The organism is Palleniella muris (assembly GCF_004792655.1).
Lineage (GTDB): Bacteria > Bacteroidota > Bacteroidia > Bacteroidales > Bacteroidaceae > Prevotella > Prevotella muris_A.
This window is the reverse complement of sequence record NZ_SRZC01000014.1, coordinates 1-13,428: the sequence shown is the minus strand read 5'-3', so window position 1 is coordinate 13,428 and position 13,428 is coordinate 1. Positions and strand designations below refer to the sequence as shown.

The following is a 13,428-nucleotide window of genomic DNA, read 5'->3' as shown; positions in this document are numbered from 1 at the left end:
GCTTTTTACCTTTTGTCGTTTATGCCCAAGCCACAAACCCATTTCGCCCCTGCACTCCTTTTATCTGTCTATCAACCACCTATACACCTGACCAACTATGGAAGACAAATACGAAAACATGATTATCGAGACAGCGGAAAAAGTGTTCAACTCCATGGAACCGCGCGTCTCCCCACGGCAACTGAAACAGCTTCACGACGCTTACGAATTCGCATACAACGCACATAAGGAGCAACGCAGGAAAAGCGGAGAACCGTACATCATCCACCCAATCTCCGTCGCTCTAATTGCAGCAAAAGAACTGATGCTTGACACCAACTCCGTCACAGCATCATTCCTTCATGACATCGTAGAGGACACCCCATATACCATTGACGACATACGCGAGCGTTTTGGCGATGATGTGGCATTCCTTGTCGATGCCGTGACCAAACGCAAGAAATCAAAATACAAATTCTCCAAGCAGGTGGACAACTACCAGCAACTGCTCTCATCCATGCAGTTTGACATCCGCGCACTTATGGTGAAAATCGCCGACCGCCTGCATAACATGCGCACACTGTCGTCCATGCGACCGGACAAACAGATGAAGATTGCCGGCGAGACGGACTATTTCTATGCTCCTTTGGCAAACCGCCTCGGTCTCTTTGATGTAAAGACGGACCTTGAGAACCTTTCATTCAAGTACCGCTGCGGCATGGAATACACTGACATCGTCCTCAAACTTGACAAGGATAAGAAGGACAACAGTGCACGACTGAAACTCTTTACGGACGACATCGAGGCGATACTCCATGAGGCAGGCATCGATGCAAAGGCCACTGTCTATTGGAGAGCACCTTATTCTATATGGCGACGCATGAAAGCCTCCAACAAGGATTTCATACACCTTGACAACCGGTACTATATCCGTGTGACATTCTCCGGATGCAACGGCAGTGAATTGTCTGAAAAAACAATATGCCTGTACATCTACTCCCTCCTCACAAACAAATACAACGAGAAGCCGGGCTCGTTCCAGAACCTCATCGACCAAGGCAAGGAGAACTCCTACAAGTCCATCAACGTGATGCTTCTCTCCCACGAAGGCATATGGGAAGACGTGCAAATCTGCTCAGACAAAATGGTCGAGGCATCACGGTTCGGATGCATGGCGGAGGTGGCGGAACGCGCCGAGACACGCAACTGCGGAAACAATGTGTCACTGCAGAATGTACGCAAATGGATAGAGAAATTCCGGAAGATACTCAAAGAGATTGCCGCAGAATCACAGACACAGGGATTTATCGAGAGCATAAAGTCATCCCTTTACTATGATGACGTCCTCGCATTCACACCAAAGGGAGAAGCCATCATACTGCCGAAGGGTTCGACCGCACTTGATTTCGCATTCGAACTGCACACAGACATCGGACTGCACGCTAAATACGCCCGCATAAACAGCAAACTAATGTCCGTGCGCACGGTGCTCAACCGTGGCGATGTAGTGGAAATCGGAATGGAAGACGATGCACTGCCAAAGGCTGAATGGATGCAATATGTGCAGAGCTACAAGGCGAAACGCAGTCTACGCTCCTATTTCTCCAAAGAACTTGCAAAGCAACAGTACCAGCGATGCACATGCTGCCTGCCTCTGCCGGGAGGAGAGACAATCGGCTTCCGTGAGGAGGACAACTCCATAACGCTCCACCGACGCAACTGCCCGGAGGCGATACGGCTCGCATCTAAGTTCGGTGACAACATCATCTACATGGAATTCGACGAAAGCCCTGACAGAAAATACCCTGTGACAATATACATCAAGGCAATAGACCGCTATCACCTGTTCATCGACATATTGTCGAAAATCACCAACGACCTGCATCTGTTCATCGACTCACTTAAAACAGAGACCAATGACGACATAACGGACCTCACCGTGACATTCTACGTTCACTCCATCCGAGAGCTCAACTCTGCCATACAGTCCCTGTACAGCATCCCCGGAGTGGATGAGGTGCGACGGGTGCAGAACCTGTAAATCATAACCTATACCAATGACAATAATCCATCCGCCACCCTATCATGAGTGGCGGATTTTTTTATTTTGCAAACCTTATATGCACCGCCGGAGATAAGGCAGAAAAACCATTTTACAAAAGAAAACTCACAGCTTTTTTGCCCCAAAATACTCGCATAAAAACAAAAAACATTCTGTAAGCTGTGAAATTCGCAAAATCTCACAATTTCACCAACTATCTGTTATTCAATAGTTTATGCATTTATAAATATTTCTTGGCATTATCTATTATTGCAAAAGGTTACACTTGACTTTGTGAAAGGTTACCTTTCGTAATACAGAAGGTAACATTTCGCAATGCCAAAAGCTACCTTTCTTGTGCTTTTTTGACAGAAAAACACAAGAAAACTGCCAATACAGGCATTTTCAAACACTACAAAAGACTGTTTCTAACAGCATTCTGCCTATTATGATAAATAGAGAATTGGAAAACTCATGCATATTTTTCAGAGATTTCTCAACATGCGCAACTCCTGCCCGCCAACCACAAAAACTGCTATCGGAAGTGCCAAAGCGCGAGTGCAACAATGACAACACACACTTCCGACAGCAAGCATTTTCAATACAGGAAAATGCAAGCATTATATTATTGCAGTCGTCCGGTAAACATCCACAAGTAGTTGTGAAACCACACTTGCATAAGAAATATTTTGCATAAAATGTGGCTCTGCCACACTTTGTATGAAAATATTGGCAATAAGGAATAGGAGTTTTCGCAATTCAATTTTGCTTGACTATAATAAGTTTTACAATCCGTTGCAAACACTACATTCATAATACAAAAAAAACTCCCACAGTCTTTTTGTTGATTGTGGGAGCTATGTATCAATAGCAGCGAATTTCCTTTTACCAGTTGCTATGCACGGATTCACGGATATAGCGGTCGTAAATCGCAGCGACACCGTCCATTTGCTCCGGTGTCAGTCCTGGAAGTTCGGCAGCCCTCACATTGGACAGCACTTGTTCATGCTTGCTCGCACCGGGAATGACAGTGCTCACAGCATCGTGCATCAGAATCCAGCGCAATGCATAAGGGATAAGGTCCTCAGTATGGAATAACTTCTTCAGTTCCCCTACTGCCTGCAATCCGAGTTCGTAATCCACACCGGAGAAAGTCTCGCCCTTATCGAACGCTTCGCCGTTTCGGTTATAGCTACGATGATCCTCCTTGCCAAACACAGTCTCCTTCGTGTATCTGCCCGTAAGCAGTCCGCTTGCCAAAGGCACACGAGCCAGAATGCCCACATCATTTGCCTTTGCAGCCGGGAAGAGCTCCTCCAATGGTTTCAGGCGGAACATGTTGAAAATCACCTCCATGGCAGCGATAGGATATTCCATCGCCTGCAAGCCTTCGGAGACCTTCTCTATGCTGACACCGTAGTGGCTGATTTTCCCTTTCCGCACAAGATTTTCCATGCCCGCAAACAGTTCGTCCTTTCGGTACACGGATGTTGGAGGGCAATGGAGAAGCACAAGGTCCAATTGCTCAACACCCATGCGTTTCAGGCTGCCGTCGATAAACCGCTCCATGTTTTCGGCAGTATATCCCTCAGCTGTGTGAGGATTCAATCCTCTGCCACACTTGGTTACAACAAAGAAATGGTCTTTGTGTTTTGCAATGAACTTGCCGATAGCGAGTTCACTGTTGCCACCATTGTAAATATCGGCGGTGTCAATCAGGTTGATTCCACTTTCATAACTCGCCTCCAGGATTCTTTGAGCTTCCGCCTCGTTAAAAGGCTCGCCCCACTTAGTGCCAAGCTGCCAGGTTCCAAGACCTATTTCACTGACCATGCGGTTTGTTTTGCCAAATTTTCTTTGATTCATAATTTTCCATTTATTATTAATGTATGTTTTATTACGACATTTCCTTCATCAAAGAGCTTCTTAAACCGTAAAGCTGAATGACATGAGGTCGTCTATCATCTTTCTTTGGATTTCATTCTCATTCCAAGGCATCCCATCTATCAATGACAGTCTCTTGATAGCTTGGATGCCACGTTCCTTCAGCCCGGATGAGATTAAGCCGGTTATCTTTATCTGCGCAAAAGCGGTGGCGTAAGTGACAATGTCGCTTTGAACCATATTCATCTCAGTCATCATGTCTGATGACATTTCTTGAACTTCCTCTGCATCAAGAGTGTCTGCCGCGACATACGTCATCCCACATGCCTCTTCAATGAATTTCCGTGGAAAAGCGTCAAAGTCAAAATCAGGCATTTTCCTTATGTATTCATATATGCCGGTTAATGTGTCATGTCCCTCGTCACTACCAAACGGAGCCTCCTCATCGCATTCCGAATAATAGAAATCCTCACGGAAATGCTCGGCAAATCGCGGGTGAGAAGTCTTAGGGTTCAGTCCGTACTCTTCATTGTCAAGATATAATCTGTTGACAAAATCAAAGTTTTCATCCTCAACATAGCCTTTCTTTATCTTTGAACGGATAATCTTTTCAGCTTCCTTCCTACACTCTTCCTCTGTGTCAAATTCCTTCAAACCGAATGTTCCTATACGGTCACATCTGCCGTAGCCTACCGCAAAACTGCAACCACTGTAGTCTATCCACCAAAACTTATGTGTCTTGTCGTCCTTATACACAAAGCCTCTTTTCATATCACTCTTGTTTTTAATTAGTTATCATAGGTAGTGAAACAACTGTTTCGCCTGAACAAGTACAAAGGTAACAAAAAAAACAGACAAACAATAATTTTGGAAGTCTTTTTATGCCAAAGAATCATATATTATGAGGTTTTCGCCCAAAGGGACTGACAGACACTGCCAAAGTGGCAGACTGTGGCATATTTTATCTGTTGGCACGGTCATTGTAACTTTATAGGCAGCGGGGCATCCTAAAACACAAGTTCCCGCAAAACAAGAACGAAAGTATAAACATTAAAAATATAAAGAAAGGAAACAAATTATGGGAAAGATTATCGGTATTGACCTCGGAACAACAAACTCCTGTGTCTCTGTGTTTGAAGGCAACGAGCCGGTTGTTATAGCAAACAGCGAAGGCAAGCGCACAACACCTTCTATCGTAGGCTTCGCAGAGAATGGTGAGCGCAAGGTGGGTGACCCTGCAAAGCGTCAGGCAATCACCAACCCTAAGAACACAGTCTACTCTATCAAGCGTTTCATGGGTGAGACTTATGAGCAGTCAGCAAAAGAGGCTGCACGCATGCCTTACTCTGTAGTCAATGAAGGTGGCGTGCCACGCGTTGACATCGACGGCAAGAAATATACTCCACAGGAGATTTCTGCAATAGTTCTTCAGAAAATGAAGAAGACTGCTGAGGATTACCTCGGGCAGGAAGTGACAGAAGCTGTCATCACCGTACCGGCTTATTTCTCAGACTCACAGCGTCAGGCAACAAAGGAGGCAGGTCAGATTGCAGGTCTTAACGTTAAGCGTATCGTCAACGAGCCGACAGCGGCAGCTCTCGCTTACGGTGTTGACAAGGCAAACAAGGACATGAAGATTGCTGTATTCGACCTCGGCGGCGGTACATTCGATATCTCAATCCTTGAGTTCGGCGGCGGTGTGTTTGAGGTTCTCTCAACAAACGGTGACACACACCTCGGCGGTGACGATTTCGACCACGTGATCATCGAGTGGCTTGCCAACGGTTTCAAGGCAGACGAGGGCATCGACCTCACAAAGGATCCAATGGCTATGCAGCGTCTTAAGGAGGCTGCCGAGAAGGCAAAGATTGAGCTTTCAAGCACTACTTCAACAGAAATCAACCTGCCTTACATCTCAGCAGAGGGCGGTGTGCCTAAGCACCTCGTGAAGACTCTCACACGCTCACAGTTCGAGCAGCTTGCTCACTCCCTCATCCAGGCTTGCCTCGTGCCTTGCCAGAACGCAGTGCGTGACGCAAAGATTTCAACATCAGACATTGACGAGGTTATCCTCGTAGGTGGTTCAAGCCGTATCCCTGCCGTGCAGGAGGTTGTCAAGAACTTCTTCGGCAAAGAGCCTTCAAAGGGTGTTAACCCTGATGAGGTTGTGGCAGTAGGTGCTGCTATCCAGGGTGCTATCCTTGCCGGTGACGCAGGTCAGGACATCGTGCTCCTCGACGTTACACCTCTTACCCTCGGTATTGAGACAATGGGTGGCGTGATGACAAAGCTTATCGACGCAAACTCTACAATCCCTTGCAAGAAGAGCGAAGTGTTCTCTACCGCAGCTGACAACCAGACAGCCGTTACTATCCACGTTCTTCAGGGCGAACGCCCGATGGCATCACAGAACAAGTCCATCGGCAACTTCAACCTCGAAGGTATCGCACCGGCACGCCGTGGTGTTCCACAGATTGAGGTGACATTCGACATCGATGCCAACGGTATCCTCTCCGTATCTGCAAAGGACAAGGCAACCGGCAAAGAGCAGTCTATCCGCATCGAGGCTTCATCCGGTCTTTCAAAGGAGGACATCGAGCGCATGAAGGCAGAAGCAGAGGCTAATGCTGACGCAGACAAGAAGGAGCGTGAGAAGATTGACAAGCTCAATCAGGCTGACTCCATGATTTTCCAGACAGAGAACATGCTCAAGGAACAGGGTGACAAACTTCCTGCTGATGTGAAGTCAGAGATGGAGGCATCTATCCAGAAGCTGAAAGATGCTCACAAGGCTCAGGACATCGCTGCTATTGACACTGCAATCGCAGAGCTCAACACTGTCGCACAGAAGATGTACCAAGCCGGTGCTCAGGCTGGCCCACAGGCAGGTCCGGACATGAACGGCGGCTTCAACGGCGGTGCTCAGAACAGCAACACCGGCTCCAACTCTTCGGACGCTCAGGACGCAGATTTTGAGGAGGTGAAGTAAGAGCAACAGCATATAACAACAGAAAGGAGTGTAACTTAGAATGTCACACTCCTTTCTGTTGTTATATGTAAATAAACACTATATTATCGTTATGCCAGATTTTATCTTTATATTAGCAAACAACTACATCAACCCAATCAATATAATTGGAGACTGCATCTGTTGATTGCACCACCTTGATTATCTTGATGTCCGGAGAAATATCCGGAACGAGCGTGCGCTTGATGTTCTCAATGTATGTCACGGTTTCGTTTCCACAGAATTTTATGTAGGAAAGCTTGTAATTATATACGCGTGTGACAACATTCTGCGGCATGTCATCAACGAAAATGCCGACACGCTTTACGGAAGATTCTGGAGACGACAAAGTGGAATTGTCCGCCCTGTCAGGAAGAGTCCCGCAACAGGATGGTAATTGTTTAATATACAGCGGATTATTCCTATCAAATACAAGTTCTACAATATCCTGATTCAACTCTGACATATCATGTATGATTCGTGCCTTTCCCATAACTTAACAACTCCATCTGTTTATAAATAAAACTCCTTCATAATCTCCTGATACCATTCACTCCGTGAGCCATCGGCATTTAAGAGACAACATATCTCTTCAACAGGTTCACAGTGCATTCCTTTCTTGAACACAAGGATGAAACGTTTCGGCTGTTTTCGTGGCACTGTCTTTATGGCATAGCAGTGCTTCATGCAGAATCCTGTTATCAGACATTCGGCAGTGAACCGTTTAAAAGCTTCCACCGGTATACTTGCAGAAAAAAAACCACCGTCTTCCAGCAATGAATATGCACCACTAACAAGGTCATGGAAAGAAAGGCTTGAAGTGTGCCGTGCCCTTGTCCTCCCTTCGTCCGGATTCTCAAAACTATCATCATAGTACGGCGGATTGCTCACAATACAGTCAAAGACAGGTTTTTCCTGCCCATGCCACAAACTCTCGTCAGAAGAGAACTTGCTGAAATTCCCTTTCACAAGCGTTAGTCTGTCAGCAAAAGGAGAAGCTGCGAAATTGTCATAAGCATCCAAATATGCATTATCGTCAATTTCTATCGCCGTCACTTGTGCGTCAGGAAAACGCTGTGCGAACATCAATGAAACAACACCTGTCCCCGCACCGATGTCAAGCACTCTACTACCACCTTCGCCCAAAGTACCGAGAAGCACTCCGTCTGTTCCCACCTTCATAGCCGCACGAGGTTGACGGACAGTAAATTGCTTGAATTGAAAATAATCATTGCTCATTAATTGTTCCTTTAGAATAACAGTTTTGATAATACGAATGAACAGCAAACCATGCATAAGACAACTGCATTTCAACAGTCTGCTTACTATAAGTAACTATGAAAAGCCTTAATTATTGTAATAATTAAAGAAAACTTTCGATTGTTCTAATATTTTTTCGTAATTTTGCACACTCAATAGCCTAAAAATTAAGGACAAAGAAAAAAACAACCAACTTACGAATTCTGACAAAGATTATATGAACGAGAACTCACAGATACAAATGATTGCCGACTATGAAGGCGATATAGAGACTTTATTTGACATAAATTTTGATGGAGTTATCCCTATCCTTGCCACAAGGAATATCGTGATGTTTCCCGGGGTAATCTGCCCTATCCTTATCGGACGCGAACAGAGTGTAGGTCTCATTGACGCAATGAGAGCAAACCCTAACCGCATATTCGCAGTGTTCTGCCAACGCAATTCCGACGTAGAGATTCCGTCAAAAGAGGATGTGTACACTACCGGAGTATATGCCAAACTGGTGAAAGTCATTGACCTGCCGGGAAACCAAAAGACAGCAATTGTGCAAGGCCTCAGCCGTTGTACGCTTGATGATTTCTATTATACACCGGCATATTTTGAAGGCAAAGTAAGTGCCATGCCGGAATTGCTGCCAAAAGCAGACGACACGGAATTCAACACTGCCGTAAAAACCATGCGCCGCAGCATGGAGGAATACATACAGAAAAACGATGAATTCCCTAACGAGTCTGCTTTCGCACTGCAGAACATCTCAAACAACATACTTGTTACAAACTTCTCGGCAACCAACCTCCCTATTTCCATTACCGAGAAGATGGGGCTTTTGGAGACACAAAGCATCAAGGAACGATTGTTCAACCTTCTGAGAATCCTCAGCCGTGAAATACAATTCCTTGACCTGAAACTCAACATACAGAACAAGACACACGAAGACATTGACGAGCAGCAGCGTGAGTATTTCCTTCACCAGCAGATGCGCAACATCCGCGAGGAACTTGGTGGCAGCGAAGGCTCGCCTGAGAAGAAAGCGCTGAAGGACAAAGCCGCAGCACAGAAATGGAGCGAAGATGTCAAGAAAGTTTTTGAAAGGGAATATGACAAGCTGGACAACTACAATCCTCAGTCTCCGGACTATCAGATCCAACTGACTTATCTCCAGACATTCGTATCCCTGCCATGGGGTGAAAAGACCGTCGATAACCTCGACCTGAAGCATGCTGAGAAAGTTCTGAACTCTGACCATTATGCCATGGAAAAGGTGAAGGAGAGAATCCTTGAATTCCTTGCTGTCATGAAGCTACGTTCAATGGCACGCCAGAACAATGAGGAAATAAGGCACAAGTCACAGATTATCTGCCTTTTCGGCCCTCCGGGAGTAGGAAAGACCTCACTCGGCAAGTCCATTGCCAAAGCTATCAACCGAAAATATGCACGCATATCTTTGGGCGGAATGCACGATGAGAGCGAGATTCGCGGTCATCGCCGTACATACATCGGAGCAATGCCGGGACGCATCATCAAGGCACTGCAGAAGGTTGGCTCATCGAATCCTGTATTCATCCTTGACGAGATTGACAAGGTAACACAGAAAACAATAAACGGCGACCCGACATCAGCACTCCTCGAAGTGCTCGACCCGGAACAAAACTCCACATTCCACGACAACTATCTTGATGTGGACTATGACCTCTCCGACGTGCTGTTCATTTGTACGGCAAACGACCTCGGCACTCTCCCGAAACCATTGCTTGACCGTATGGAAATCATAGAGATCACAGGTTATACCACAGAAGAGAAGTATGAGATTGCAAAACGCCATCTCGTCAAGCGCGACAAACAGGACAACGGATTTGCAGGAAAGGAATACAAAGACCTGAAATTTGACAAGAAGGCGCTCATAAGAATCATTGAGCAATACACACGCGAAAGCGGTGTGCGCCAGCTTGACCGTCAAATCAACAAGGTTCTGCGCAAACTGGCGGTGGAGATGCTTACAAAAGAAAGCGAAGAGACCGGCTTGGAGAAAATACAGGTTGACGATATTGAGAAATATCTTGGCAAGCCGTTGGTTACCCGTGAAATCTATCAGGGCAATAATTACGCCGGAGTCGTTACGGGACTTGCATGGACAAGTGTAGGTGGAGAAATCCTCTTTATCGAGACATCCCTTTCAAAAGGCAAGGCTGGAAAGCTGACACTGACAGGAAACCTCGGCGATGTCATGAAAGAGTCTGCCGTTCTCGCACTCGAATACTGCAAGGCTCACTCTGACCTGCTCAACATCGACTATCGCATTTTCGACAACTACAACATCCACATCCACGTTCCTGAGGGTGCAACCCCAAAGGACGGTCCGTCAGCCGGCATCACCATTGCCACTTCCATCGCCTCTGCACTGACACAGCGTAAAGTGCGCAAGAACACGGCAATGACCGGAGAGATTACCCTACGCGGACGTGTCCTCCCGGTCGGAGGAATAAAGGAGAAGATTCTTGCAGCAAAACGCGCAGGCATCACCGACATCCTCCTATGCCATGAAAACAGGAAGGACATTGAAGAGATTGCTGACTTCTACCTTACCGGCCTGGAGTTCCATTATGTGGAGAATGTCAAGGATGTTTGGGATTTTGCCCTGACAGATGAGAAGGTTGACAATGCAATAGAGTTCACTATCGAACCTGAAAAAGACAAGACACAGACGGCATAAGCCTGATGTGTCTTGCCATATAAAAAAGATTATCACATGAAATTCAAATTAGAATATACTGACAACGCTTCTGACGCAAGAGCGGGAACAATAACAACTGCTCACGGAGAGATAAAGACTCCTATCTTCATGCCCGTCGGCACATGCGGTGCCGTAAAGGGCGTACATTTCTCGGAGCTTCGTGAACAGGTGAAGGCACAGATTATCCTCGGCAACACTTACCACCTCTATCTCCGCCCCGGACTTGACATACTGCGAAAGGCAGGCGGTCTGCACGGATTCAACGGTTGGGAACGACCAATACTGACTGATTCCGGAGGCTTTCAGGTCTTCTCACTCACCGGCATAAGAAAGCTGAAAGAGGAGGGATGCACATTTCAGTCGCACATCGACGGCTCACGCCACATCTTCACTCCTGAGAATGTCATGGACACCGAGCGCATAATCGGCGCTGACATCATGATGGCGTTTGACGAATGCGCACCGGGAGAGGCAGACTTTGAGTATGCAAAGAAGTCCATGCAGATGACCCACCGCTGGCTTGACCGCTGCCTGAAACGCTTCAATGAGACCGAACCTCTCTATGGATACGAGCAGACACTCATGCCTATCGTGCAGGGATGCAAATATCCGGAACTGCGCCGTGAATCAGCTAAATTCATAGCAGATAAAGGGGCTGATGCCAATGCTATCGGAGGACTTGCCGTAGGCGAACCTACTGAAATCATGTACGAGATGATTGAAGTTGTCAACGAAATACTTCCTAAAGACAAGCCACGCTATCTTATGGGAGTGGGCACTCCGCAAAACATCCTTGAAGCCATAGAACGTGGTGTCGACATGTTTGACTGCGTGATGCCGACACGCAACGGGCGCAATGCAATGCTCTTCACCTACGAAGGCACAATGAACATGAAGAACAAGAAATGGGAGGATGATTTCTCACCTATCGACCCGGACGGATGCGATGTTGACAGGATTTACACAAAGGCATATCTTCATCATCTGTTCAAGGCACAAGAGCTCCTTGCCATGCAGATTGCCTCAATACACAATCTTGCATTCTACCTACGCCTCGTCACCGACGCACGCGAACATATAATAAAAGGTGATTTCACACAATGGAAAAACTCCGTAATCTACAATCTCGGCTTAAGAAGATAAACCTGCCCGGGATAAACAAAAGGACAATAAGAGGACTATTGGGACTGAAACGTCTTGACACTTACATCATCAGTAAGTTCATCGGAACGTATTTCTTCTCAATATTCCTCATCATCTCCATTTCCATTGTCTTCGACTTCAACGAGAACCTTGCAAAATTCACACAGTACCACGCACCATGGCAAGCCATAGTCTTCGACTACTATGCCAATTTCGTGCCATATTTCGCAAACCTCTTCTCACCGCTCTTCTGCTTCATTGCCGTGATATTCTTCACGTCAAAGTTGGCAGGCAACTCGGAGATAATCGCTATCATTGCTGCAGGAGTAAGTTTCAAGCGACTGATGCGCCCATATATGATTGCATGCGTACTTATCAGCGCCATGTCATTCTATCTCGCATCCTACATCATTCCGAAAGGAAATGTCGTGCGACAGAATTTCGAGTCTATGTACAAGAACAACAAGAAGAACACTTCCGCCGACAATGTGCAGCTGCAGGTGGACAAAGGCGTCATCGCGTACATAAAGCATTACGACAACATCCACAAGACGGGATTCGGCTTCTGCCTTGACAAGTTCGAGAACAAAAAGCTTGTCTCCCACATGACAGCATCCAGCATCCAGTACGACACACTCGCAAACGCCAAATACCACTGGAAAGCGACAAACTGGAAAATCCGTGAGATGAAAGGCATGCGGGAATACATCACCAGTGGCAATGCCTTGGACACACTGATACAGATGGAGCCGATTGACCTCGTGTTCTCCAAAGGACAGCAGGAAACCTTCACCTCCCCACAGCTCAAAGAGTACATCAACAAGCAGATTGACCGTGGTTCGAAGAACATCGTGCAGTACGAAGTGGAGTACCACAAGCGTATAGCCTCATCCTTCGCCTCATTCATTCTCACCATCATCGGTGTCTCACTGTCCTCACGCAAGCGCAAAGGCGGCATGGGCATGTACCTCGGTATCGGTCTGGCACTCAGTTTCATATACATCATGCTTCAGACCATCAGCGCGACTTTCGCCATAAATGCCGGTGCCCCTCCTGCCCTCGCAGCATGGATGCCGAACTTCATCTTTGGCGCAGTAGCGTACTTCTGCTACAGGCATGCACCGAAATAAAATATTTGAATAATTTCAAAGTCAACCTTTGCAAAGAGATTTGTTGATATAGAAATTTGACATACTTAAAAAGTGTATGTGTGTCAAAAATAAGATGACAATTTCAATAACTTACACCCCCTAACTACTAAAGTTGAAATAGCCGTATAAAACTCTATTTCGAGTAATAATACGGCTATTTTTGTATTTTTAGAGATGAACTTGTTCAAACTAATTTATATTCGTTAATTATTCGCTAAAATACAAAAAA

The 13,428-nt window shown here is 46.2% G+C and carries 9 protein-coding genes; 5 read left to right on the top strand and 4 right to left on the bottom strand.

What is annotated here, in order from left to right; translation table 11 throughout:
* The first annotated feature begins 97 nt into the window (after window positions 1-97).
* On the top strand, window positions 98-2,020 hold the full coding sequence (locus E5358_RS09160; RefSeq protein WP_135939892.1) for a RelA/SpoT family protein: 1,923 nt from the start codon (window positions 98-100) through the stop codon (window positions 2,018-2,020).
* Between the two features lie 885 nt (window positions 2,021-2,905).
* On the opposite strand, the gene E5358_RS09155 is transcribed toward E5358_RS09160, so the two are convergent.
* Both E5358_RS09155 and E5358_RS09150 read right to left on the bottom strand, forming a co-directional pair.
* Window positions 2,906-3,886 (bottom strand): aldo/keto reductase, encoded by a 981-nt coding sequence (locus tag E5358_RS09155; RefSeq protein ID WP_135939891.1) that lies wholly within the window; start codon window positions 3,884-3,886, stop codon window positions 2,906-2,908.
* A 60-nt stretch (window positions 3,887-3,946) separates the two neighbouring features.
* Complete coding sequence (locus tag E5358_RS09150; RefSeq protein ID WP_135939890.1) at window positions 3,947-4,675, bottom strand: WGR domain-containing protein; 729 nt, start codon at window positions 4,673-4,675, stop codon at window positions 3,947-3,949.
* A 307-nt stretch (window positions 4,676-4,982) separates the two neighbouring features.
* Between E5358_RS09150 and dnaK the strand changes: the two genes are divergently transcribed.
* On the top strand, window positions 4,983-6,893 hold the full coding sequence (gene dnaK, locus E5358_RS09145; protein WP_135939889.1) for a molecular chaperone DnaK: 1,911 nt from the start codon (window positions 4,983-4,985) through the stop codon (window positions 6,891-6,893).
* Between the two features lie 112 nt (window positions 6,894-7,005).
* On the opposite strand, the gene E5358_RS09140 is transcribed toward dnaK, so the two are convergent.
* Both E5358_RS09140 and E5358_RS09135 read right to left on the bottom strand, forming a co-directional pair.
* The gene (locus tag E5358_RS09140) at window positions 7,006-7,377 is read right to left on the bottom strand and encodes a beta/alpha barrel domain-containing protein (protein WP_168354625.1); all 372 of its coding nucleotides are present in this window, start codon (window positions 7,375-7,377) and stop codon (window positions 7,006-7,008) included.
* A gap of 47 nt (window positions 7,378-7,424) precedes the next feature.
* Window positions 7,425-8,150, bottom strand: a complete 726-nt coding sequence (locus tag E5358_RS09135) for a tRNA1(Val) (adenine(37)-N6)-methyltransferase (protein ID WP_135939887.1) — start codon at window positions 8,148-8,150, stop codon at window positions 7,425-7,427.
* A gap of 238 nt (window positions 8,151-8,388) precedes the next feature.
* Between E5358_RS09135 and lon the strand changes: the two genes are divergently transcribed.
* From lon to E5358_RS09120, 3 genes are read left to right on the top strand one after another with little or no spacing between them, the layout of a single operon-like run.
* Complete coding sequence (gene lon, locus E5358_RS09130; RefSeq protein ID WP_135939886.1) at window positions 8,389-10,884, top strand: endopeptidase La; 2,496 nt, start codon at window positions 8,389-8,391, stop codon at window positions 10,882-10,884.
* 36 nt (window positions 10,885-10,920) lie between these two features.
* Complete coding sequence (gene tgt, locus E5358_RS09125; protein WP_135939885.1) at window positions 10,921-12,048, top strand: tRNA guanosine(34) transglycosylase Tgt; 1,128 nt, start codon at window positions 10,921-10,923, stop codon at window positions 12,046-12,048.
* Entirely contained in the window at window positions 12,006-13,178 is a 1,173-nt protein-coding gene (locus E5358_RS09120) for an LptF/LptG family permease (RefSeq protein ID WP_135939884.1), read from the top strand. Before tgt ends, E5358_RS09120 begins: the two co-directional genes overlap by 43 nt.
* Window positions 13,179-13,428 lie beyond the last annotated feature (250 nt).